The following is a 24568-nucleotide window of genomic DNA, read 5'->3' on the forward strand; positions in this document are numbered from 1 at the left end:
GATTTGCGAGCCTTGCTGCTGTTCTGTCTGCTGTTGCCCTGCTGGCTGTCTGCCAAGACGCTGGTCATCGGCGGTACCATAGAGCCGCCCCTGAAGTGGCTGGATGCCGCTGGCCGGCCACAGGGGCTGGATGTGGATCTGGTCAGCACCATCTTCGGCGCGCTCAGGGTGCCGATCAGAATCGATCTGATAGAAGCAGGAGCCCGCCTTACCCGCAACGCCCAGAACGGCGAGTACGATCTGGTGCTGACCCACTCCTACAAGCCGGAGCGGGACGCCTACCTCCTCTATCCCAAGCAGGCTCACCTGCTGCACAGCTGGCACTTCTTCGTGCGCAAGGAGGACAAGGAGAAGATCCACTATCAGCAGCTCGCCGACCTCAAGCCCTGGCGCATCGGCATCACCAGGGATTTCGCCTATACCCCCGAGCTGATGGCCGCCAGCCGGGATCCGGCCTATCACTTCCAGGAGATCCCCATCAATGCCTTGCAACTGCGCAAGCTGATCGCCGGGCGCATCGACCTGGTGCCCATGCCCCTGGTGACCGCCTTTGCCCAGATCCATGAGGAGCATCTGGAAGGCCAGCTCGACTACCTGCCCAAGCCCCTGCGCACCAGTCCCTATTTCAACGCCTGGACCCGTGCCCGCGCCGATGCCGACACCCCGGCACTGATGGCCGCCTATGACGCCGAGCTGCTGCACATGAAGCAGGATGGACGCCTGCAGGCCCTCTACGAGAAGCACGGCATCCCCTATCTCGTCCCCTGAAGCGGCTCCGCCGTGCCGGGGCTGCCGATTCCAGCCTGGCTGAGGCAGTCAAACTCACTGCAAAATTAAATTTTACCTCTCTCTATATCCACCATATATCAATAAATCAGCGTATTTATCTATCTCATCCGCCATCGCCTCGACAAGTCGTCACTCCATTCACCTCCGCCACCACAGCCAACCGCCATGCTCAGGGCTTCACGTCTCGCAGGATGGGGTTTTGCAACGAGATCAGGGTCTCGGTGGACTGGATCTCGTCGATAGTCTGGATCTTGTGGATCAGCACCGTCTGCAACTCGTCGATGGAACGGGTCATCACCTTCATGAAGATGCTGTAGTGGCCCGTGGTGTAGTAGGCCTCCACCACCTCGTCCAGGGCCTGCAGCTTGGCCAGGGCCGAGGGGTAGTCTTTCGCACTCTTCAGATTGATCCCGATGAAGCAGCAGACGTCGTAACCCAGCTTTTTGGGGTTCACCTGCACCCGGGTGCCCTCGATGATCCCCCCCTGCTTCATCTTCTCCACCCGCACATGGATGGTGCCCGGGCTGACCGCCAGCTGCTTGGCCAGCTCCGCATAGGGGATGCGCGCATTCTCCATCAGGGCGGTGAGGATGGCCTGATCGAGATTATCGATCCGATAATTTTCCGGCATTTTTTTGCACTCCCGTTAACGATACGATATTAATTCACAGCTTATTTTGAAGAAAAAAACACGACAAGCCTATTTCTATTATCGAATATTGAATTTAATGGTTCATCTGTTGAAGAATCACCACATCCAACGGGTTCGAGACAGGTACTTCAGCATGAAACAGCACTACATTCGCAGCCAACAGCAGATCAGCTTCGTCAAAGAGATGTTCTCCCGCCAACTCGCACTGCAACTCGGTCTGATGGAGGTGCAAGCCCCCATCCTGAGCCGGGTCGGTGATGGCACCCAGGACAATCTCTCCGGCTGCGAGCATGCGGTGCAGGTCAAGGTGAAGACCCTGCCCGAGCACAGCTACGAGGTGGTGCATTCCCTCGCCAAATGGAAACGCCAGACCCTGGGTCGCTTCGGTTTCGGCCCGGGCGAGGGCATCTACACCCACATGAAGGCGCTGCGCCCGGACGAAGACCGCCTCACCCCCATCCACTCGGTCTACGTGGATCAGTGGGACTGGGAGAAGGTGATGCCGAGCGAGCGCCGGGATCTGGCCTACTTGAAGGAGACGGTACGCGGCATCTGGAGCGCCATCAAGGCCACCGAGCGCGCGGTCTGCGCCGAGCACGAGCTGACCCCCTTCCTGCCGAGCGAGATCCAGTTCCTGCACAGTGAAGAGCTGCTGAGCCGTTACCCGAACCTCGACGCCAAGGGCCGCGAGCGCGCCATCGCCAAGGAGCTGGGGGCCGTGTTCCTCATCGGCATCGGCGGGGCTCTGTCTCACGGCGAGCGCCACGACGTGCGCGCCCCGGACTACGACGACTGGAGCAGCGAGAACGATCTCGGTCAGGGGCTTGCCGGTCTGAACGGCGACATCCTGGTGTGGAACCCGGTGCTCAAGGACAGCTTCGAGATCTCCTCCATGGGGATCCGGGTGGACGCCGAGGCCCTGCGCCGCCAGCTCGCCACCACAGGGGACGAGGATCGCCTGCTATATGACTGGCACCAGGCGCTGCTGGCGGGCGAGATGCCCCAGACCATCGGCGGCGGCATCGGCCAGTCCCGCCTCGCCATGCTGCTGCTGCAAAAAGAGCACATCGGTCAGGTCCAGGTCGGCGTCTGGCCGGCGGAGATGAAGGCTGCCGTAGCGGGCATGCTGTAAGAGATTGATTTGATTGCATCTGGTCCCGTGTTGCGGGAACCGATGCGATAGTGAAGCTGGTCGGCCGGGGTGGAGAGCGTATCCCGGCTGATTGTAAGGCGGGCGTGCCTGCCGACCTTGGGGCTTGCCCCTGCGATCCGCTCAACCCACCTCAGATCGCATCGAATACATTCCTCTCGGCAATCTTCGGATTGCCGCTTTTTTTGTCTTTTCCACATGATTCAGGCCAGAAAAAAGGGGCCTGAGCCCCTGTTTTCATCACTACTGCCGTCAGTACGCCTTGCTGCCCAGCAGATGGCCATCCACCGGCGAGGCGAGCCCGTACTGGGAATACTTGCCGTGGAACTCCTTGGTGGTCTGGCCGAGATCCCCCTTGTATCGGGGATCCTGGGGGCGCTCCTGACTGTTGATGTAGAAGGAGACGTCCCAGGCCTGCTGATCGCTCAGGCTCCCGCCCTGGGAGAGGGGCATGTTGCTCTTGATGAAGGCGGCGGCCTTGTCGATGCCGTGCATGCCCGCCCCCCAGTTGTAGCTCTCCTTGCCCCACAGCGGCGGGAACACGAAGCGCTCGGCGATCTTCTTGCCCTCGCCGCTGGCGCCGTGGCAATCGGCGCAGCGTTCCCCATAGACGGCCTGACCCCGCTTGAAGTCGGGGGCCTGGGGCGGCTCGGCCACTGCGAAGAAGTTGCGGCCCGGCAACTTGTCACTGATGGCCGCCCCGCTCGCCAGCCAGTAGGAGTAGGCCACCAGATCCCGAATGGCCAGGCTGTCATAGGCCGGTGGCTCGCCGCCCTTGGCATTCATGGAGAACAGGAAGCAGCCCTGCAGTCTGTCTTCATAGGTATTCACCTTGTTGTTCTTCTTGCGATAGGCGGGATAGGCGGGATAGGCCCCCCACAGCGGGCTGGCGCCGGGGATGATGCCACTGCCCAGATGGCAGTTGCTGCACTGCAGGCCGTTGCCTGACTGCCCCTGTCCCTTGAGCTGCTGGGTGTTGACGAACAGGCTGTAGCCACGTTTGATGGCGGCCCCCATTTCGCCGTCCGGTACCTTCGACCAGTCGGGCACCTGATGATACTGGCCATCCGGCGCCTTCTCGCCGAGGGGGACGCTGAACTGATCGTCGAAGGATGCGGCCTGGGCAAATCCGGCCAGCAGGCAAAGCAGCAAATAGGACTGTCTCATTTCGCCACCCCCAACGTCGCAAAGTAGTTGGCCACCGCATCCACCTCGGCGTCGCTCAGGGCCTTGGCGATGGCGGGCATGGAACCCATGGCGCCATCCGGGCGCTTGTTCGCCTTCCAGTAATGAAGCTGACGCTTGAGGTAGGCAGGATCCTGCCCGGCAAGGCGCGGGAACAGCGGGCTTACGCCGATACCGCTCGGGCCATGGCAGGCCACGCAGGCGGGCAGGTTGCGATCCGGCTTGCCCGCCAGGGCCAGCCGCTCACCCGCTTCCATGTCCCCCGGCCACTTGTCACCGCTCCAGTGCAGGGGGATCTCCTTCGCCTCTGCCTGACTCGAGAAGTGCTTGGCGGCGCGGGCAATCTGCTCATCGCTGAGTTGATAGATGATGGGATTCATGAAGTCGCTGACCCGCTTGCCGCTGCGAAAGGCCCGCAACTGCTCGCTGATATAGGCTTCGGACTGCCCCCACAGGTTGGGGATGTTCGGCTCCTTGGGGACGCCGTTCATGCTGTGGCAGGTGGCACAGATCTCGGGCACATCCTGAACGGCCTGCTCCGCCATCGCCAAGGGCGACCCCAGACTGGCGCAAAGCAGGATGAGTGAGCATGGTATTTTCATCGGCAAAGGTCCCTCTTCTGAAAATAACAACATAATCATCAATGATATGCAGCGTAGCATCCCGGCCAGACGAGACCCAGCCCTATCTCCATAAATTGGTTATGGGTATAGGAGAGACGCGACAACACCAGTCCCAAGGCTGGCGTTGTCGTGCAGAGAGAAGATGTATGAAAGCGATGAAAATCCTTCTTTAACGGCCGTTCACGCCAGCATCAGGGTGACTTTCACCCCATTGTAGAGAATACCGAACAGCGACACGGCGAGCAGGAACAGGGATGAGATCAGGGCGATGCGGGGGCTGTGCCGGGCGGGCATCCAGCGCTTTACCAGCAGGACATAGAGGCTCAATACCAGCAGATCGAAGAAGAACCACACCAGGGAGAGGGTCAGGATGCTGGTGCCAAAGCGGGGCGTCACCGCGATGAACTGCGGGAAGAAGGCGACGAAGAACAGGATGTCCTTGGGGTTCGCCACCCCGATCATGAAGCCTCGCACAAAGCCGCCTCCTTCAGGATCGGATCCCTCGGGGGAGGGCTCTCGCCCCGCACAGGCCATCAGCCCGCGCACGGCCGTGTAGCCGATGTACAGGGACCCCACCCCGCCCAGCAGGTAGAGCCACAGGGGCGGCAGGGAGACTACACCGGCCAGGACCAGGGTGGCCAGCCCGATCAAAATCAGGGAGGCACCGTTGGTCCCGAGCAGGGTCATCCCGGCCTTGCGATAACCGTGGCGCGCCGCCGTGCCGGTGACGAGGGCCACCACGGGGCCGGGGGTCAGCAACAGCAGCAATACGGACAGGGTATAGGCCCCCAGTAGCGTCATGTTCATCTCGGTCATTCTCCTTTGTATCGATACCGGCATCGCCGCTTTTGTGTCCGGGCAATGCAGGCATGTCCTGGCTCCCAGACCGGATTCCGGCTGGCCACGCCATGGCAGCCATGATGAGTCGTTCTCACCCATATCCAAGCATGGCCGGCATTATTTCCCAGTAATGGCCGCTTGAGAAACGGGTAAAACTCCCATTCAATGTGAGCAAAACTCACACTGGCCTCGACCCATGTCACTCCCTCCCCTCTATGCGCTGCGTGCGTTTGAAGCCGCGGCCCGACTCGGCTCCTTCAGCAAGGCGGCGGCCTCATTGAATCTGACGCCGGGGGCCGTCAGCCGCCACGTCCAGACCCTGGAAGCCTGGTTCGAATGCGAGCTCTTCCACCGCCATGGCCCCAGGGTCGAGGTGACGGACGCTGGGCGCGCTCTGGCGGGACAATTGACGGAGGGGTTCCAGCGTCTGGAGCAGGCCTGCCACGCCTTTCGTAGCCATCGCCGGACGCTGCGCCTGAAGGCGCCGTCGACCCTGACCATGCGCTGGCTGCTGGAGGTGCTCGGCAACTTCCGTGCCCATCACACCAGCCCCAAGATAGAGGCCTCCAGCGTCTGGATGGACATAGACGGGGTGGATTTCGACCGCGAACCCTATGACTGCGCCATCCTGCTGGGGAATGGTCATTTCGGGGGCGATGTTGAAAGCAGGTTGCTGTTCGAGGAGTGGCTGATCCCCCTCTGTGCGCCAGCCCTGGTGGAGGATGCGAGCCGGGATCTGGCGATGTGCGAGCTGATCCATCCCTCGCCGGATCGCCGGGACTGGCGCCGGTGGCTCAAGGGGACCGGCATCCAGCCCGGTCTCAACCTGGCCGGCGGCAAGGTGTTCGACACCCTGGAGCAGGGCAATATGGCGGCCATCAGCGGCCACGGCATCTCGGTCGGGGATCTGCTGCTGAGCCAGGAGGCGATCACAAGCGGCCTGCTGGCCCTGCCCTTCGAGCAGGCTGTCGCCACCGGTGACGGCTACTACCTGGTGTGGCCGAGACAGACACCGTGCCGACAGCATATCGACAGTCTGTGCCGCTGGCTGCTCGACTCCAGACCACACAACACGCTACAAAACGCAATAATGACGAAATAAATATCTACAAAAACACAAGGGAAGCGCCCTGGTCACCGGGTGTCGCCCATAAAAAAACGCAGGCACCAGGCCTGCGTTTTTCATTAGTGACACCTTTTATGGCTGACTCATGGTGAGACCATTGCTGTCGGCTCCCAGCAGCAGCTTCTTGCCGGGGATGACCCGGCCGCTGAGCAGGGCCTGGGCCAGCGGGTTCTCCACCTTCTGCTGGATCGCCCGCTTGAGGGGGCGCGCCCCGTAGACGGGATCGAAACCGGCATGCACCAGCTTGGTCAGCAGCTCCTCGCTCACCTCCACCTCGTAGCCCTGGGACTCCAGGCGGCCCATCAGGCTCTTGAGCTGGATGCGGGCGATGGACTTGATGTGATCCTCGCCGAGGGGGTGGAACACCACGGTCTCGTCGATCCGGTTGATGAACTCAGGCCGGAAGCTGCGGGTCAGCAGCTCCATCAGCAGGCCCTTCATCTCCTCGTAATCCTTCTCGGCATAGTGCTCCTGGATCAGATCCGAGCCGAGGTTGGAGGTCATGATGACGACCGTATTGCGGAAGTCCACGGTGCGGCCCTGACCGTCGGTCAGACGACCGTCGTCCAGCACCTGCAACAGGATGTTGAACACATCCGGGTGGGCCTTCTCCACCTCGTCCAGCAGGATCACCGAGTAGGGGCGACGGCGCACCGCCTCGGTCAGATAACCGCCCTCCTCATACCCCACGTATCCCGGAGGCGCACCCACCAGGCGGGCCACGCTGTGCTTCTCCATGAATTCGGACATGTCGATGCGCACCATGGCGTCCTGGGTATCGAACAGGAACTCCGCCAACGCCTTGCACAGCTCGGTCTTGCCCACCCCGGTGGGGCCGAGGAACAGGAAGGAGCCAATGGGACGGTTCGGGTCCGACAAGCCCGCCCGGGAGCGGCGAATCGCGTTGGAGACGGCGTCCACCGCCTCCTCCTGGCCGATCACCCGGCTGTGCAGCTGATCCTCCATCCTCAGCAGCTTGTCACGCTCCCCTTCCAGCATCCGCGCCACCGGGATGCCGGTCCAGCGGGCCAGCACATCGGCAATCTCCACATCGGTGACGCGGTTGCGCAGCAGGCTGGTCTCCTGCATCTCGGCCTGGGTGGCGAGGTCGAGCTGTTTCTCGAGCTCGGGGATGCGGCCATATTGCAGCTCGGACATGCGGGCCAAGTCGCCTGCGCGGCGCGCCACATCCAGATCCTGACGGGCCTGCTCCAGCGCAGCCTTGATGTGCTGGGTGCCGGCGAGGGCGGCCTTCTCGGCCTTCCACACCTCTTCCAGCTCGTTGTATTCCCGCTCTTTTTCAGACAGCTCCTGATTGAGCAAGTCCAGACGCTTGCGGCTGGCATCGTCGTCTTCTTTCAACAGCGCCTGCTGCTCCAGTTTCAACTGAATGATGCGCCGCTCGAGCCGGTCCAGGGACTCCGGCTTGGAGTCTATCTGCAGCCGGATGCTGGCCGCCGCCTCGTCGATGAGGTCGATGGCTTTGTCCGGCAGCTGGCGATCCGCGATGTAGCGGTGGGAGAGCTGGGCCGCCGCAACAATAGCGGGATCTGTGATCTGCACGTGATGGTGCAGCTCGTAGCGTTCTTTAAGGCCGCGCAGGATGGCGATGGTGTCCTCCACCGAGGGCTCTTCCACCAGCACCTTCTGGAAGCGGCGCTCCAGGGCGGCATCTTTCTCCACGTACTGTCTGTACTCATCGAGCGTGGTGGCACCGACGCAGTGCAGCTCACCGCGCGCCAGGGCCGGTTTGAGCATGTTGCCCGCGTCCATGGCCCCCTCGCCCTTGCCGGCGCCCACCATGGTGTGCAGCTCGTCCACGAACAGGATGACGCTGCCCTCCTCCTTGGCGAGATCATTGAGCACAGCCTTGAGGCGCTCCTCGAACTCGCCGCGATACTTGGCGCCGGCCACCAGGGCCCCCATATCCAGGGAGAGCACCCGCTTGTTCTTGAGTCCTTCCGGCACCTCGCCGTTGACGATGCGTTGGGCCAACCCCTCGACGATGGCGGTCTTGCCCACGCCCGGGGCCCCGATCAGCACGGGGTTGTTCTTGGTGCGGCGCTGCAGCACCTGGATGGTGCGGCGGATCTCGTCATCACGACCGATGACGGGGTCGAGTTTGCCGAGTTCGGCCCGCTCGGTGAGATCGATGGTGTACTTCTCCAGCGCCTGGCGGTTCTCCTCGGCGTTGGCGTCATCCACCTTCTTGCCACCGCGCACCTTGTCGATGGCGGCCTCGAGTTTCTCCTTGGTCAGCCCCTGGGCACGCAGCAGCTCACCCAGGGTGCCCTTCTCGTTCAGGGCGGCCAGCACGAACAGTTCGGATGAGATGAACTGATCCTTGCGTTGCTGGGCCAGCTTGTCACAGACGTTGAGCAGGCGACCGAGGCCGTTGGAGAGCTGCACGTCCCCCTCGACCCCGCTCACGCGAGGCAGGCGATCGAGCTCCTCCCCCAGGCGCGAGCGCAGGGCATTGATGTCCAACCCGGTCAGGGTCAGCAGCGGACGAATGGAGCCGCCATCCTGATTGACCAGGGCGGTCATCAGATGGACGGGTTCGATGAATTGATGATCACGACCCAGTGCCAATGACTGGGCGTCGGAAATTGCGACTTGGAATTTGCTGGTCAGGCGATCGAGGCGCATTGCACTCCCCCTCTTCAGACAGACGCCGCCGGGGCGGCAACAACAGAACTTTCTGACAGGGAAGATGAGGTCTTGGAATGGAATTTCAAGGGGTGACTGTTTATTTTTCCCTCAATAGCGGTGCCAAAAGAGCGCCGCCCTGCATCACAGGGCGGCGCCGGGAAAGGCTATCGCGGGTCTCCGAGCACTTCTCGAATTATTCCGCCAACCAGATGATGGAGGCCATGCGACCGGTCTGGCCGTCACGGCGATAGGAGAAGAAGCGCCCCTCCTCACCGAAGGTGCAGTGTTCGCCACCATAGACGGCGGTCACCCCGGCACGGGCCAGGCGCAGCCTCGCCAGCTGATAGATATCCGCCAGCCACTTGCCCTCGTTGGCCGACGGCACGAAGGCCGCGACCGCCTCAGCCTGCTCGGCCATAAAGGCATCGCGCACCTCTCCCCCCACCTCGAACGCCGTGGGGCCGATGGCGGGGCCGAGCCAGGCGAGAATGTCGTTCGGCTCGCAGCCCATTGCGGCGATGCTGGCTTCCAGCACGCCGGCATGAAGGCCACGCCAGCCGGCGTGGGCGGCTGCCACCCGGGTGCCGGCCTTGTCGCAGAACAGCACCGGCAGGCAGTCGGCGGTCATGACGATGCAGGCAAGGCCAGCGTCTCTGGCGCAGGCTGCATCGGCATCCGGCGCGGCGTCGTAGTCGTTGCTGACGGGATGGACGGCAACGCCGTGCACCTGATTGAGCCAGTTGAGCCGACCCGGGATCCCGGCAGCCTGTTGCAGCAGGGCGCGGCTCGCCTCGACCCGCCCGGGGTCATCCCCCACGTGGGCCCCCAGGTTCAATCCCTGAAAGACGCCCTCGCTGATGCCCCCATCCCGGGTGGTCGACAGGGCTCTGACGTTGGCAGCCGCCGGCCAGTGGGGGACTATCCAGTTCATCCGCGATTCCTTCATTGATTCACCTCATATGAAAACGGGGCCCCGCCAAGGGAGCCCCGCTCGATTCATCGTTCAGGCCGAATGCCGAATAACGGCAAGATCCGACGCAGACAGGCTGCATCAGTTCCAGACCAGATCATCCGGGTTGGCCAGGGTGTCTGCCCGCAACACCTCCATCAGATCCAGCATGTCCTGCGGCGTGGAGGAGTGCCACTCCATGACTTCGCCGGTGATGGGGTGAGCCAGCTTCAACATGGTGGCGTGCAGTGCCTGACGGTTGAAGTTGCGCAGGGCCAGGGTCAGCTCCGGGGTCGCATTGCGCAGCAGACGCAGACGGCCACCGTAGGCGGGATCCCCTACCAGCGGGTGCTTGATGTGAGCCATGTGTACCCGGATCTGGTGGGTACGTCCGGTCTCGAGGCGCAGCCGCAGGCGGGTATGGCCGCGGAACTTCTCGTGCACCCGGAAGTGGGTCACGGAGGGACGGCCATTGGGCACCACGGCCATGTGGGTACGCTGGGTCGGGTGACGGCCGATGGGGGCATCGACGGTGCCACCTGCGGTCATGTGACCGATGGCAACGGCCTCGTACTCACGGGTGATCTGGCGTGCCTGCAGGGCTTCCACCAGATGGGTCTGGGCCGGAATGGTCTTGGCGACCACCATCAACCCAGTGGTGTCTTTATCCAGACGGTGCACGATACCGGCGCGGGGCACCTCGGCAATGCCGGGGTAGCGGTGCAGCAGGGCGTTGAGAATGGTGCCATCCGGCGTGCCCGCACCCGGGTGAACCACCAGGCCGGCAGGCTTGTCGATCACCAGAATGTGTTCATCTTCGTAGACGATGTTGAGTTCGATGTGCTGGGCATCCCAGCGGGTATCGTCTTCCAGTTCGACATCTACATGTACCTGTTGCCCGGCCAGGATCTTCTCGCGCGGGGTATTGGCAACCTGACCATCCAGGGTCACTCTGTCCTGTAAAATCCACTCCTTGATGCGGGTTCTGGAGTAGTCTGGAAACAATTCAGCCAGGGCCTGGTCGAGTCGCTGCCCGAATTGGTGATCCTGAAATTCGCCTGTCAGTTCAATATGCTGGCTCATGTATGGTCTCTTGAGCGGGGGTATCAATTCGAAATAATCCGGGTATTCTAGCTTTTCTTTTAGCCAAGCATAACGGATACTTTGCCAATTTCGTGGAAATGGACCGGATGTTGTTGATGGGAAAGAAGTCTCACCTGCTGATGTCACTCGCCTTGATCGCTACCCTGATCACTGGTTGTTCCAGCACCAAACCCAAGGTTCCCGACGAGCCGCCGGAAGTTCTGTACCAGCAAGCCCGCCTCAAACTGGACACTGGTAACTACCTGAACGCCATCGAACTGCTGGAAGCCCTCGACTCTCGCTACCCGTTCGGTGCCTACTCCAACCAGGTCCAGCTCGATCTCATCTACGCCTACTACAAGCAGGACGATACCGCTCAGGCCATCGCCAATATCGACCGCTTCATCCGTCTGAACCCTGCCCACAAGAACATCGACTACGTGTTCTACATGCGCGGGCTGACCAACATGGCGGCGGATTACAACTTCTTCCAGGATTTCCTCGGCATCAACCGGGATGACAAGGATCCGGCCTACGCTCGTCAGGCGTTCCAGGACTTCAAGACTCTGCTGCAGAATTACCCGACCAGCCAGTATGCCGCCGATGCCCGTGCCCGCATGATTGGTCTGAAGACCCGTCTCGCCCGCTACGATCTCAGCGTGGCAGAGTACTACGTCAAGCGTGATGCCCTGATCGCCGCCGCCAACCGTGCCAAGTTGATCGTCGAGACCTACCCCGACACGGTCGAAACCGAGAAGGCGCTGGAGATCATGGTCGAATCCTACGACACCCTGAAGATGCCGACCCTGGCACGCCACGCCCGCGAAGTGCTGGCCAAGAACTACCCGGACAATCGCCTCGGCCGCGGCTGACGCGCATCGTTCTGCCATAAAAAAACCGGAGCCTGGGCTCCGGTTTTTTTATGGGCGTTTTTATCCATATCGGCCCCAGCATGGGGAGAGATGGGGCCGACGAATCGCGTCACCTCTTACTTGGCCACGTTGCCCGCCACGTTGAGGGCATCCCAGGTACGGGAGAAGGGCGGGGCGTAGGCGAAGTCCAGCATGCCGAGCTGCTCCGTCGTCACCCCCATGGTGATGGCGACCGCCAGGGCGTCGATACGGTGCACGGCTCCCTTGCGGCCCAGGATCTGTCCCCCCAGCATGCGCTTGCTGCCTGCCTCATACACCAGCTTGATATGGATGTCGGACTGGCCTGGGCAGTAGTTGGTGTGGCACTTGTCCTTGATGACCACGGTACGATAGTCGATGCCCATCTGCTGGGCCTCTTTCTCAGAGAGCCCGGTGCGACCCGCCTCCAGCCCCAGCACCTTGAGGGCCGCCGAGCCCAAGGTCCCCGGGAACACCTGTTCGGCCCCCGCCAGGTTCTCCCCCACCATGCGACCCAGCTTGTTGGCGATGGTGGCAAGCGGTACATAGACCTGCTGCTGCTTGACGCCGTGCCAGACGCTGGCGCAATCCCCCGCCGACCAGACGTTCGGCAAGGAGCTGCGGCCCTGACGGTCGACCTCGATGGCGCCGTTGGCCAGCCGCTTGATGCCGGTCTCGACCAGAAACTCGGTGTTGGGCCTGACCCCGGTGCAGACCACCACGATATCGGCCTCGTACACGCCCTGATTGGTGCGCACACCGCTCACCTGCCCTTCCCCCAGCAAGGCTTCGACCCGCTCGCCCAGATGCAGGGAGACGCCCTGCTCCCGCAGCTCGGTCTCGATGTGCTGGGTGATCTCGCTATCGAACGCATCCGGGATGACCCGCTCGGCCAACTCGATGAGGCGCACCTCCTTGCCCTGATGGACCAGCGCCTCCACCACCTCCAGCCCGATAAAACCGGAGCCGATGACGACCGCCTTCTTGTTGGCCTTGTTCTGCACCGCAGCCTTGAGGGCCAGGCCGTCCGCCATGCGGCGCAGGCCGAATACGCCCTCCTGCTGCAGGCCGGGAATGGGAGGCATCACCTCACGGGCGCCGGTGGCGATCATCAGCCGATCGTAGCGATCGGTGAAGGTGTCACCGTCGTGTTCCACCACCAGGGTCTGGGCCGCCGCATCCAGGCTCAGCACCCGGTGACCGGTCTTGACCTCGATCCCCTTGGCGGCGAACTGCTCGACGCTGAGCTCGGCCATGAAGCCGGGATCCTGGAAGTCGTCGCCGACGAAATAGGGCAGACCACAGGCACCGAAGGAGATCACTTCGGACGCCTCATAGACCAGGATCTCCGCATCCTTGGCCAGCCGGCGAGCCTTGGCGGCCGCACTCATGCCGGCGGCTTCGCCCCCTATGATGACAATACGCATTGCTTGACTCCTGTAACGACAGGGGAGGCATCGCCTCCCCGTTTCATAGTTCGATGATTAAGAACGTGGGCCAGCTCAGACCCTGGATTCTTCCCCATCCAGGCTTATCTCGGCATCGTTATTGAACACCGTCATGTCGGTCTGTCCCATCAGCTTGCTGGTGATGGTGCCCGCCGTGATGGAGCCGGAGACGTTGAGGGCGGTGCGGCCCATGTCGATGAGGGGTTCGATGGAGATGAGCAGACCCGCCAGGGCCACCGGGAAGTCCAGGGCGGAGAGCACGATCAGCGCCGCGAAGGTGGCGCCGCCCCCGACCCCGGCCACCCCGAATGAGCTGACGGTGATGATGGCGATCAGGGTCATGATGAAGCCGGGATCCAGAGGATTGACCCCCACGGTCGGGGCTATCATCACCGCCAGCATGGCCGGGTAGATACCGGCGCAACCGTTTTGGCCTATGGTGGCGCCGAAGGAGGCGGCGAAGTTGGCGATCCCCTCCGGGATGCCGAGCGCCTTGGTCTGGGTCTGCACGTTCATGGGGATGGAGCCCGCGCTGGTGCGGGAGGTAAAGGCGAAGGCCAGCACCGGCATGATCTTCTTCAGGAAGCGGGCCGGATTGATCCCCACCAGGCTCACCAGCAGCAGGTGCACGGCGAACATGATGGCGATGGCGCCGTAGGAGGCCAGCACGAAGTTCAGCAGGTTGAGGATGTCCGCATAGTTGGAGCCGGACACCACCTTGGCCATCAGCGCCAACACGCCGTAGGGAGTGAGGCGCAGCACCAGGGTCACCATTCGCATGACGATGGCGTGGGCCACCTGCATGAAGCGCTCGAAGCTGGCGAAGATCTCCGGCTGCTTGCGGGCGATGCCGGTGGCCGACAGGCCGATGAAGATGGAGAAGATCACCACGGCGATGGTGGACGTCTTGCGCACCCCCGTCATGTCGAGGAAGGGATTGGCCGGAATGAACTCCAGCACCATCTTGGCAAACGACATGTGTTCGACGCTGCCGAGGCTGGTCTGCAAGGCGGCCCCGCGGGCGGTCTCGGCGGCGCCGGCGGTGAGCCCCTCGGCCGTCAGGCCGAACAGGTTGGACATCAGAATACCCGCACCGGCCGCAATCATGGTGGTGAAGATCAGCACCCCTATGGTCAGGCCGCTGATCTTGCCGAGTGCACTGCCGCCGGAGAGTTTCAGGATGGCGCCGATGATGGAGACCATGATGAGGGGGATGATGATCATCTGCAGCAGCTTCACATAGCCGCTGCCGACGATATCCAGATAGTCGACGGTCTTCACCAGTACATCGGCGCCGACACCATACAGCAGCTGCAGTGCGCCGCCGAACAGGATGCCGAGGCCCAGACCCGCGAAGACCCGGCGGGTGAAGCTGACGTGGGTTTGCTGCAGGCGATAGAGAAACAGCAGCAACATGACCAGGATGGCCAGATTACCGATAACGCTAAGTGTCATGATATTCCCCAAATGACCGGGCCTGGCCCGGGATGAATGGACGAGCACCTCATGTGCATCCGCCCTGAAACTGGCCGCATCGTGGCGGCACACCCCCCGGTATGGCCGGGGTGGCGCCAGTCAAAGACAGAGGGTGGCCTGCGCCACCCTCTTCATCAGCTCGCCTTGCCTTGTTGCTTGGCCCGCATGATGTTGATGATCTCGATATCGGTATCCAGCATCCCCTGCTTGGAGAGCCGGCCCAGGTTGGCGATGGTCTGGTCCACGTCATCGGAGACGATCCCCTCGCTCTGGGGCACTCTCAGGTTGTTGATGGCCATCAGGGAGGATTTGACCGCCGCCGAGGTGGAAGTGGAGACCTTCATGGAGCAGGCGCTGCCCGCTCCGTCGCAGATAATACCGGAAACGTCGCCAATCATGTTGTTGATGCAGTGGCTGATCTGTTCGAACTGGCCGCCCAGCAGCCAGGTGATGGCGGCACCCGAACCCATGGCGGCGGTACTGGCGGCGCACAAGGCCGACAGCTTGTTCTGATAGGCCTTGATATAAATGGCCACCAGGTGGCTCATCACCAGGGCCCGGGCCAGCTGCTCGTCGCTCGCGTTGAGGAAGCGGGCGGCGGCGACCACCGGCATGGTGGCGGCGATGCCCTGATTGCCGGAGCCGGAGTTGGACATGGCGGGCAGCATGGCGCCATCCATGCGCGCATCGGAAGCGGCAGAGGAGAGGCGCATGGCCAGCGTCATCAGGTCGTCGGAGAGCAGCTTGCGCTCCACCTGATCGGTCAGGATCTTGCCGATGCGCAGGCCATAGCCCTGCAACCCCTCATCCGCCAGCGCCTGGTTCATGCTGGCCGCCTCGCGAATGAAGTCGATCTCCGCCAGTGGCGCTTCCAGCGCAAACTCCACGATCTCCTTCAGGGTCATGGTGGGTTTGTCGGATTTGGCGGGCTGGATCTGCACCCCGGGGGCGCTGTCCTGCTCCATCAGCACCTCGCCATCCTTCTCCATCAGCACGATGCGGGTGTGATCGGTGCAGATCACCACCCGGGCGCTGTGGCCATCGGCCTCGGCCAGCACCTCGGCGTAGAGCACATCCGGCACATCCTTCACATCCACCTGAATGAGGGGGAGCAGCGTCTTGGCCGCCTCCACCTGGGCTGGCGTCAGGGTTTTGAGCACCTCGAGGCCCGCATCCGGGTTGCCTCCTGTGATACCGACGGCGGCGGCCACCGGCAGACCGATCATGCCGGTGCCGGGCACGCCCACCCCCATGCCGTTCTTGAACAGGTTGCCGCTCACCCAGACGCTGATGCGGGCGGGATCCTGTCCCAGCAGCCTGCGGCAGTTGGCCGCCGCCAGCGCCACCGACATGGGTTCGGTGCAGCCAAGGGCCGGCACCACTTCACGCTTGAGCAGGGTTATGAAATCGGTCCATTGTGCTTTCATCTGTGGTTCTCGTATTCACTGTGCCGCGTGACATTGCTGGCCCGGCGGATGGATCTGGTGGAAGGAGGGCCGCTGCGGGCCCGCCCGTTCCTGTAACTTTATTTGATTTTAATGACGTCAGAATCAAATAAAATTGAAGCCGTTCGCCTTTTGCCGCCATTATGCCTTCCAGCAGGAGGAACGTCACCGGATTGCGATCCGGATCTCCATTTGGAGTCCAAACGAACCTGCTCGTCGCCGATGCAAAACTTCCCCCGGCCCCCGGCCCAACCGTCTGTGCTCGGGCCGAACGCCCAATGCCGGGCAATAAAAAAGGAGGCCGAAGCCTCCTTTTTCCATTCCGCTGACGCTTACAGCGCCTTGAGGATCGCCTCGACGCTGGCCTTGGCATCGCCAAACAGCATCTGGGTATTTTCCTTGAAGAACAGCGGGTTCTGGACACCGGCGTAGCCAGTGTTCATGGAGCGCTTGAAGCCGATGACGTTCTGCGCCTTCCACACTTCCAGCACCGGCATGCCGGCAATGGGGCTGCCCGGATCTTCCATGGCGGCCGGGTTGACGGTGTCGTTCGCACCGATCACCAGCACCACGTCGGTATCGCTGAAGTCCTCGTTGATCTCGTCCATTTCCAGCACGATATCGTACGGGACCTTGGCTTCCGCCAGCAGCACGTTCATGTGACCCGGCAGACGACCGGCCACCGGGTGGATGCCGAAGCGTACCTTGACGCCACGATCACGCAGCTTCTGGGTGATCTCGGCCACCGGATACTGAGCCTGTGCCACCGCCATGCCGTAGCCCGGGGTGATGATGACGGAGCTGGCGCTTTTCAGCATCTCGGCCACGTCTTCAGCATTGGTCTCGCGGTATTCGCCCAGTTCCTGGTCGGCGGTGGAGGCCACGCCGTCGGAGCCGAAGCCACCGGCGATGACAGAGATGAAGGAGCGGTTCATCGCCTTGCACATGATGTAAGAGAGGATGGCACCGGAGGATCCCACCAGGGCACCGGTCACGATCAGCAGGTCGTTGGAGAGCATGAAGCCCGCCGCCGCCGCCGCCCAGCCGGAGTAGGAGTTCAGCATGGAGACCACGACCGGCATGTCGGCGCCACCGATGGAGGCGACCAGGTGCCAACCGAACGCGAAGGCGATCAGGGTCATCAGCAACAGGGCGAAGGTGGAGCCACCGGCGTTCACGAAGTGGATCATCAGCGCCAGCGACACGACCACGGCCAGCAGGTTCAGCTTGTGGCGATGGGGCAGTTGCAGCGGCTTGGAGGAGATGAGGCCACGCAGCTTGCCAAACGCAACGATGGAACCGGTAAAGGTCACGGCACCGATGAAGACGCCGAGGAAGACTTCCACCAGGTGGATGTTCAGCATGGCGCCAGACAGGTGCTCGACCTGGGCGACACTGGCCGCCTGCTCGAACGCCGCCCGGGCTGCCGCCAGGGTGGCATCCAGGTTGGAACCGACGGAGACCACCACCTCGGCAGGGGCGGACGGGTGCAGGTCGATGAAGCTGTTGAAGCCCACCAGCACCGCCGCCATGCCCACGAAGCTGTGCAGCACGGCCACCAGCTCGGGCATCTCGGTCATCTCGACCTTGAGTGCCAGCCGCACGCCGATGGCGCCGCCGATGACCATGGCCAGGATGATCCAGTGCACGCCACTGGTTTCCGGGTTGAAGACGGTGGCGAGCAGGGCGATGGCCATCCCCGCGATACCGAACAGGTTGCCATGCTTGGCCGTCTCTTGCTTCGACAGTCCCGCGAGACTGAGGATGAAGAGCACGGCGGCAACGATATAGGATGCTGTTACCAGTCCTTGAGACACGTTAAACCCCCTTAATCCTTACGGAACATCTTCAGCATGCGCTGAGTAACGGTGAAGCCACCGAAGATGTTGATACTGGCAATCAGCACGGCGATAAAGGCCAACACGGTGACCAGGGTCGACCCTTGCCCTATCTGCAGCAGAGCACCGACCACGATGATGCCGGAGATGGCATTGGTGACCGACATCAGCGGCGTGTGCAGGGAGTGGGAGACGTTCCACACCACGTAGTAACCGACCACGCAAGCCAGGATGAAGACGGTGAAGTGGGAGAGGAAGGCGGCAGGGGCCACCGCAGCCACCCAACCGAAGGCGGCGATGCCGAGGGCACCGAACACGAACTTCTTGTTGGAGGGTTTCTTCTCTTCAACCTTCTTCGGCGCAGCCTTGGCGGCCGGCTTCTGGGGAGCGGCGGAGACGGAGATCGCGGGGGGCGGGAAGGTCACTTCACCGGCCTGGATCACCGTCATGTTGCGCTGGACCACGTCCTCGAAGTCGATGGCAACGTTGCCGTCCTTCTCCTTGCACATCAGCTTCATCAGGTTGACCAGGTTGGTCCCGTAGAGCTGGGAGGATTGGGCAGGCAGACGACCCGGCAGGTCGGTGTAACCGATCACCTTGACGCCGTTCGGGGTGACGAACAGCTCGGTCGGCACCGTGTATTCGCAGTTGCCGCCGGTGGCGGCCGCGAGATCCACGATCACCGAACCCGGCTTCATGCTGTCCACCATCTCTTTGGTGATGAGCTTGGGAGCAGGGCGGCCCGGGATCAGGGCGGTGGTGATGATGATGTCCACTTCCTTGGCCTGCTGGGCGAACAGCTCCATCTCGGCCTTGATGAACTCATCGGACATGACCTTGGCGTAACCGTCGCTGGAGGCGCCATCTTCGCCGCCGAAGTCCAGCTTGAGGAACTCGCCACCCATGGACTCGATCTGCTCTGCCACTTCCAGACGGGTGTCGAAGGCACGCACGATGGCGCCGAGGGAACCGGCGGTCCCGATGGCGGCCAGACCGGCCACGCCGGCACCGATCACCAGTACCTTGGCAGGGGGAACCTTGCCAGCGGCGGTGATCTGACCGGTGAAGAAGCGACCAAACTGATGGGCGGCTTCGACCACGGCGCGATAGCCACCGATGTTGGCCATGGAGGAGAGGGCATCCAGGGACTGGGCACGGGAGATCCGCGGCACCATGTCCATCGCCATCACATTGATGTTGCGCGCGGACAGCTTCTCGACCAGCTCGGGGTTCTGGGCGGGCCAGATGAAGCTCACCAGGGTGGCGCCATCCTTAATTTCTGCGATCTCGGCGTCGGTCGGCGCATTGACCTTGAAGATGAGGTCGGCTTGCCAGACGCTCGGCACCACGCTGGCACCGGCAGCCTCGAAGGCGGCATCATCGAAGCTGGCCAGCTGGCCGGCACCGGCCTCGATGGCAACCTCGAAGCCGAGCTTTTTCAGCTGCTCGACGGTGGCCGGGGTCGCTGCGACCCGGGTCTCACCGGCGAGACTCTCTCTCGGTATTCCAATCTGCATGACTATTCCCTGATGGTTAATAAACAATCATTGCCCAGTCTCTCATGTCTGAGCAGACAAGGCATGACCAAAGTACAGGTCACGGGCCCTTTGTTATGAAAATCAGCAGGCTTTACCTCAACCTCCTGTCATGGTCAGGCCCCCGCTTTTCAGGCGCGAAGGTGATTAGTATCAAATTTTGGAGTTTTATTACAACCGCAGCCCGGACGGCGTCGGTACAGAATTCAGCCCAACCCGACCCATGATTAAAAAAAACAAACTAAATTAGCGACTTATACCAGCAAAAAGCACCAAAAAAAGTGATCCAACCAGTCAAAAAAAATGTTTAACCGGCCCTCTATCTTAGCGTTTTTTGTTCTTACGAAATCTGCCGTTGGCGCATGGGATGAGACGAAGCGGAAAAAAGTAACCGTTTTGTAACGAGAACGGGGCCGCTTCCCCGCCCACAGGCTGAGGAAGGGCCCCGCTATACATAGCCGAGTGGCACTGGCAGTAGCTGGGCGCCGCTTACCAGGCAGCCTCATAAATATGCTTGCTCTGGGCAAGATCGATGTCGCCGTGCTCACCCAGGCTGGTCATGCCGTGCTCTTCCAGCTTGGCCAGCAGGGTATCGATGCCCGCATCCGCCAGACCATAGTCCCGCAGGCGGGTCTTGATCCCCATCCGCTCGAAGAAGTCGCGGGTGGCTTTGATGGCGCCGTCGATGCGCTCTTCCTCGGTGCCACTGCGCAGATCCCAGACTCGCTCGGCGTATTGCAGCAGCTTGGCATGTTTCTGCTCACGCTTGGCCTGCAGCAGGGCCGGCAGCACTACCGCCAGGGTCTGGGCGTGATCCAGGCCGTGCAGGGCGGTGATCTCGTGGCCCAGCATGTGGGTCGCCCAGTCTTGCGGCACGCCGGCACCGATCAGGCCGTTCAGGGCCAGGGTGGCGCTCCACATGATGTTGGCACGCACGTCGTAGTTTTCCGGCTCCACCAGCGCCTTGGGACCTTCCTCGGCCAGGGTCAGCAGCAGGCCTTCGGCGAAGCGATCCTGCACCTTGGCGTCGACCGGGAAGGTGAGGTACTGCTCCAGGGTGTGGATGAAGGCATCCACCACGCCGTTGGCGACCTGACGGGCCGGCAGGGTATAGGTCAGCACGGGATCCAGCACGGCGAAGCGCGGCATCACGAAGGGGGAGAAGAAGTGCTGCTTGTCACCACTGCTCTTGCGGGTGATGACGGCGCCCATGTTCATCTCGGAGCCGGTGGCCGGCAGGGTCAGCACGGCGCCGAGGGGGATGGCGGAAGCCACCTCACCGCCAACGGTCTCGAGGATGTGCCAGGGGTCTTTGGCCAGATCGTAGTGGGCGGCGGCGGCGATGAACTTGGTGCCGTCCAGCACGGAGCCACCACCGACCGCCAGCAGGAAGTCGACCTTCTCGGCGCGGGCCAGCTCGACGGCGCCCATCAGGGTCTCATAGGTGGGGTTCGGCTCGATGCCGCCGAATTCGAACAGGGTCATGCCCGCCAGATCCTGCTTGATCTGGGCCAGCAGGCCGCTGCGCACCACGCTGCCACCACCGTAGGTGATGAGGATGCGGGCGTCCTGGGGGAGCTGCTCGCGCAGATGGGCGACCTGGCCCTTGCCGAACAACACCTTGGTCGGAGTGTGCAGAGTGAAGTTGTACATTGGGATTACCTCTGGATGGCTGCGCGGCCTGGCCGCAAAATGATGATTGCATTTTTCTACAGTCAGACCTTACCATCAAGGCAACATTCTGCAGATTGCTTGCCTATTTCTGCAAACATTGAAATTTACCTGGAGTACCTATGTCCGACCGCTACGCCGACCTCGCCGCCCGGCTGACCCGCCACGTGGCGGCCCCGGGCATCACTCCCTCCCCGGTCTCCCAGGTCAATCTCATCTACACCACCGAGCCCCACGGCCGCCTGCCGGTGCTCTACCAGCCGCGGATGATAGTGATCTTGCAGGGCCACAAGGTGGGCTACCTGGCGGATCAGGTGTTTCGCTACGATCCCAGCCATTACCTGCTGATGACCCTGCCCCTGCCCTGCGAGTGCGAGTGTTTCGCCTCCCCCGAGCAGCCCCTCATCGGCTTCTCCCTGGAGATCAACGTGGCCACCCTGCAGGAGCTGCTGCTGGAACTGGGGGACAATCTGCCGCCCCCGCCGCCCCAGAAGAGCGGCGTGCTGGCGGTGCCCCTCTCGGAGCAGATGTTCTGCGCCGCCGAGCGACTCATCGACCTGATGGACAAGCCCCATCACGCCCGGGTGCTGGGGCCCCAGACGGTACGGGAGATGCTGTTCTACGCCCTGCACGAGGGGGGCGGCCCGGCCCTGCAAGCCCTGGCCAACCGCCACAACCACATGGGGCAGATCGCCCGCGTGCTGCGGCTCATCGAGCAGCGCTACGCCGACACCCTGACCATGGAGGAGCTGGCGCGGGAGGTGAACATGAGCGTGTCCGCCTTCCATCACCACTTCAAGGCGGTCACCGCCACCTCGCCCCTGCAGTACATCAAGTCGTTCCGGCTGCACAAGGCGCGGATGATGATGCTGCACGACGGCATCAAGGCCGGGGCGGCGGCGGCCCGGGTCGGCTACGAGAGCGGCTCCCAGTTCAGCCGGGAGTACAAGCGCTTCTTCGGCAGCACCCCCACGGATCAGGCCTCCCGCTTTCGGGACGGGCAACTGCGCATCATGGAGGGGTGATTTCCTTGTCCACGGTCATCGCCGGGATCCCGAATGGCCGTGGCTAACTTTCATGCGCGGAGTCCCTCTGGCAGCGCCACAGGGCCGGATGAGTACCCATTATTCATCCGGTGCATGCGGTTGCAGTTTCCATTCTCACCATGAATAAAGGCGGCCTGTGCCGCCTTTGTGATCGTCGTGACGCCCCGTTCAGAGCCGGAAGCGGCCAATCTCCTGCTCCAGTCGCTCGGTCAATCCCTTGAGGGTCGCCGCCTGCTTCGCTTCTTCCCGCGCCTGCTCCGCCAGCTCCTGTGAGACGTGGCGGATGTTCTCGGTGTTGCGGCTGATCTCGCCGGTGACCGAAGTCTGCTCCTCCGCCGCCGCCGCAATCTGGGTCGCCATGTCGCTGATGGTACCGATGGCCTCGTTGATCTGGCCGAGGCTCTGGTTCGCCGCTTCGGCATCCTCCACGCTGGTGCCCGCCAGCTGACGGCTGCTCTCCATGCCGCTGACGGCACGGCGGGTGGTCTGCTGCAGCGCCTCTATCATCTGCTGGATCTCGGCGGTGGAGTCATGGGTGCGCCGCGACAGCACCCTCACCTCGTCCGCCACCACCGCAAAGCCGCGCCCCTGCTCCCCGGCCCGGGCCGCCTCGATGGCGGCGTTCAGGGCCAGCAGATTGGTCTGCTCGGCGATGCCGCTGATGGTGGCCAGGATGCCGCTGATCTTCTGGGCATGGGCGTCGAGTTCATGAATGGTCTGGCTGGCATCGGCGACCTCATCGGCGAGGCTCGTGATGCTGCGCTGGCTCTGGCCGACCTGGGACTGGCCCGCCACCGCGAGGTGCACCGCCTCCCCGGAGGTGGTGGCGGCAAACTCGGCGTTGCCGGCGATCTCCTGGGTGGCGGAGGCCATCTCGGTCACCGCGGTGGCCACCATCACGATCTCGTCCTGCTGCTGGCGCACCCGCTCGCTGCGGGACTCGGCACCCCGGGCCTGGGCGCGGGACTGATCCGCCAGTTCGATGGTCACCTCCCGCAGGCGGCTGACGATGCCGTGCAACCTGGCCACGAACTGGTTGAAGCTCTGGGCGAGCTGGCCCACCTCGTCCTGGCTGCGGGTGGCGATCTGCACCGTCAGATCCCCCTCCCCGTGGGCGATGTCGGCCAGCGCCTTCGACACCCGGCCGAGATCGGCGAACAGGTAGTTGAAGGTGGCGATGAGCAGGGCGCTGAACAGCAGCAGGAGCACCAGTGTCAGCCCCACCAGCTGCCACAGCAGGGTGGCGAAGGGCGCCTCCAGCACATCCTGGTACATCACCATGGCCAGCAGCCAGTCGGTACCGGGCACCGCCTGTACCGACAGCAGCACGGCGCGGCCGTCGATGGTGGCCGGGTGCAGCTCGCCGCTCTGGCTCCAGCTCGTCAGGGCCGCCCCCGAGAGATCCGGTGCCAGCTCGGCCACCTGCTTGAGGGCCAGCTCCTTCTGGGGGTGGCCGACGATGAGGCCGGTGCGGTCCAGCAGCATGGCATAGCCCTCCCCCTGCACCTTCATGGCCAGCACCTCGTCGATGAGGGCATCCAGGGAGAGATCCGCCCCGACGGTACCGATCACCTGACCCTGATGCAGCACGGGTTCGGCCAGGGTCACCACCATCTGCTGCATGGTCACGCTCACATAGGGCGGGGTGACGATGAACTTGCCCGCCTTGACCGCGTTCTGGTACCAGGGGCGGGCGCGCGGGTCATAGTTGGCGGTGTTGAGAGAAGGGTCATGACGGGTCATCTGCCCGTCGCTGCCACCGAAGTAGGTGAGCCCGAAGCCGCCGGAGGTGCGGGTCTGCAGCAGATGGGGAACCAGGGTCGCCTGCGGGTTCTCGGCGATGACGGCGGCCAGGGCATCCACCGCGTGCTTGCGGTCCTCCATCCAGTTGCCGATGGCCACCCCGTGGGCATGACCGTAGTTGACGGCCTCGCTCCGGATGGCCTCCAGGGTACGGGACTTGAGGGTCTGGAAGGCGACCACGCCGAGCAACGCCGCCATCAACAGCACTACCCCCAGGCTGGTCGCGAGCAGCTTGCCGCGCAACGAGAGTGTCATGACTACAGATCCTTGTGGTGACGGGAGGCAGAGATACCTCCATCTTGGTAGGACTATCGGCGCTGACGGGGCAGGACTTTAGTGAATCTGATCTATTTATTGATAATTTTCC

19 protein-coding genes are annotated in these 24568 nt (G+C 62.8%); 5 read left to right on the forward strand and 14 right to left on the reverse strand.

Features of this window, described 5'->3' with window-relative positions; translation table 11 throughout:
* Window positions 1-3: 3 nt before the first annotated feature.
* Window positions 4-768 carry a substrate-binding periplasmic protein gene (locus ABNP46_RS19950; protein WP_349920147.1) on the forward strand — a complete coding sequence of 255 codons (765 nt, stop codon included), beginning with the start codon at window positions 4-6 and terminating at the stop codon, window positions 766-768.
* A 190-nt stretch (window positions 769-958) separates the two neighbouring features.
* Here ABNP46_RS19950 and asnC read toward each other — a convergent pair whose 3' ends face one another.
* On the reverse strand, window positions 959-1420 hold the full coding sequence (gene asnC / locus ABNP46_RS19955) for a transcriptional regulator AsnC (RefSeq protein WP_349920149.1): 462 nt from the start codon (window positions 1418-1420) through the stop codon (window positions 959-961).
* Window positions 1421-1574: 154 nt separating this feature from the next.
* Between asnC and asnA the strand changes: the two genes are divergently transcribed.
* Window positions 1575-2573, forward strand: a complete 999-nt coding sequence (asnA, locus tag ABNP46_RS19960; RefSeq protein WP_349920150.1) for an aspartate--ammonia ligase — start codon at window positions 1575-1577, stop codon at window positions 2571-2573.
* A 270-nt stretch (window positions 2574-2843) separates the two neighbouring features.
* Here the strand turns inward: asnA and ABNP46_RS19965 are convergent, their stop codons facing one another.
* The 3 genes from ABNP46_RS19965 to ABNP46_RS19975 all read right to left on the reverse strand — a co-directional run bounded on the left by ABNP46_RS19965 (window position 2844) and on the right by ABNP46_RS19975 (window position 5206).
* Entirely contained in the window at window positions 2844-3758 is a 915-nt protein-coding gene (locus ABNP46_RS19965; RefSeq protein ID WP_349920151.1) for a c-type cytochrome, read from the reverse strand.
* Window positions 3755-4378, reverse strand: coding sequence for a c-type cytochrome (locus ABNP46_RS19970; RefSeq protein ID WP_349920152.1), 624 nt, complete (start codon window positions 4376-4378; stop codon window positions 3755-3757). Before ABNP46_RS19970 ends, ABNP46_RS19965 begins: the two co-directional genes overlap by 4 nt.
* Before the next feature lie 201 nt (window positions 4379-4579).
* Window positions 4580-5206, reverse strand: coding sequence for a LysE family translocator (locus ABNP46_RS19975; protein WP_349920153.1), 627 nt, complete (start codon window positions 5204-5206; stop codon window positions 4580-4582).
* Window positions 5207-5435: 229 nt separating this feature from the next.
* Between ABNP46_RS19975 and ABNP46_RS19980 the strand changes: the two genes are divergently transcribed.
* The gene (locus ABNP46_RS19980) at window positions 5436-6341 is read left to right on the forward strand and encodes a LysR family transcriptional regulator (RefSeq protein WP_349920154.1); all 906 of its coding nucleotides are present in this window, start codon (window positions 5436-5438) and stop codon (window positions 6339-6341) included.
* Between the two features lie 96 nt (window positions 6342-6437).
* On the opposite strand, the gene clpB is transcribed toward ABNP46_RS19980, so the two are convergent.
* From clpB to rluD, 3 genes are all read right to left on the reverse strand, one after another.
* Window positions 6438-9014: an ATP-dependent chaperone ClpB gene (gene clpB / locus ABNP46_RS19985; RefSeq protein WP_349920155.1), complete on the reverse strand. Its 2577-nt coding sequence runs from the start codon at window positions 9012-9014 to the stop codon at window positions 6438-6440.
* A gap of 196 nt (window positions 9015-9210) precedes the next feature.
* A complete protein-coding gene (gene pgeF / locus ABNP46_RS19990) occupies window positions 9211-9948 on the reverse strand; it encodes a peptidoglycan editing factor PgeF (RefSeq protein ID WP_349920157.1) in 738 nt (245 codons plus the stop codon).
* Window positions 9949-10068: 120 nt separating this feature from the next.
* A complete protein-coding gene (rluD, locus tag ABNP46_RS19995; protein ID WP_349920158.1) occupies window positions 10069-11049 on the reverse strand; it encodes a 23S rRNA pseudouridine(1911/1915/1917) synthase RluD in 981 nt (326 codons plus the stop codon).
* Window positions 11050-11165: 116 nt separating this feature from the next.
* On the opposite strand from rluD, the gene ABNP46_RS20000 reads away from it, so the two are divergent.
* Complete coding sequence (locus ABNP46_RS20000; RefSeq protein ID WP_349920160.1) at window positions 11166-11921, forward strand: outer membrane protein assembly factor BamD; 756 nt, start codon at window positions 11166-11168, stop codon at window positions 11919-11921.
* Between the two features lie 116 nt (window positions 11922-12037).
* Here the strand turns inward: ABNP46_RS20000 and ABNP46_RS20005 are convergent, their stop codons facing one another.
* The 6 genes from ABNP46_RS20005 to yqhD form a co-directional block, all read right to left on the reverse strand.
* The gene (locus tag ABNP46_RS20005; RefSeq protein WP_349920161.1) at window positions 12038-13366 is read right to left on the reverse strand and encodes a CoA-disulfide reductase; all 1329 of its coding nucleotides are present in this window, start codon (window positions 13364-13366) and stop codon (window positions 12038-12040) included.
* Between the two features lie 75 nt (window positions 13367-13441).
* Window positions 13442-14842, reverse strand: coding sequence for an L-cystine transporter (locus tag ABNP46_RS20010; RefSeq protein WP_349920163.1), 1401 nt, complete (start codon window positions 14840-14842; stop codon window positions 13442-13444).
* 155 nt (window positions 14843-14997) lie between these two features.
* Window positions 14998-16290, reverse strand: a complete 1293-nt coding sequence (locus ABNP46_RS20015) for a serine dehydratase subunit alpha family protein (protein WP_349920164.1) — start codon at window positions 16288-16290, stop codon at window positions 14998-15000.
* Between the two features lie 350 nt (window positions 16291-16640).
* A complete protein-coding gene (pntB, locus tag ABNP46_RS20020) occupies window positions 16641-18125 on the reverse strand; it encodes a Re/Si-specific NAD(P)(+) transhydrogenase subunit beta (RefSeq protein WP_349920165.1) in 1485 nt (494 codons plus the stop codon).
* 11 nt (window positions 18126-18136) lie between these two features.
* Complete coding sequence (locus tag ABNP46_RS20025) at window positions 18137-19663, reverse strand: Re/Si-specific NAD(P)(+) transhydrogenase subunit alpha (RefSeq protein WP_349920168.1); 1527 nt, start codon at window positions 19661-19663, stop codon at window positions 18137-18139.
* 507 nt (window positions 19664-20170) lie between these two features.
* Window positions 20171-21334: an alcohol dehydrogenase gene (yqhD, locus tag ABNP46_RS20030; RefSeq protein WP_349920169.1), complete on the reverse strand. Its 1164-nt coding sequence runs from the start codon at window positions 21332-21334 to the stop codon at window positions 20171-20173.
* Window positions 21335-21474: 140 nt separating this feature from the next.
* Between yqhD and ABNP46_RS20035 the strand changes: the two genes are divergently transcribed.
* Complete coding sequence (locus ABNP46_RS20035) at window positions 21475-22377, forward strand: AraC family transcriptional regulator (RefSeq protein ID WP_349920171.1); 903 nt, start codon at window positions 21475-21477, stop codon at window positions 22375-22377.
* 189 nt (window positions 22378-22566) lie between these two features.
* Here ABNP46_RS20035 and ABNP46_RS20040 read toward each other — a convergent pair whose 3' ends face one another.
* Entirely contained in the window at window positions 22567-24456 is a 1890-nt protein-coding gene (locus ABNP46_RS20040) for a methyl-accepting chemotaxis protein (protein WP_349920172.1), read from the reverse strand.
* Window positions 24457-24568: the final 112 nt, after the last annotated feature.

The organism is Aeromonas veronii (genome assembly GCF_040215105.1).
In the GTDB taxonomy this organism is placed as follows: domain Bacteria; phylum Pseudomonadota; class Gammaproteobacteria; order Enterobacterales; family Aeromonadaceae; genus Aeromonas; species Aeromonas veronii_G.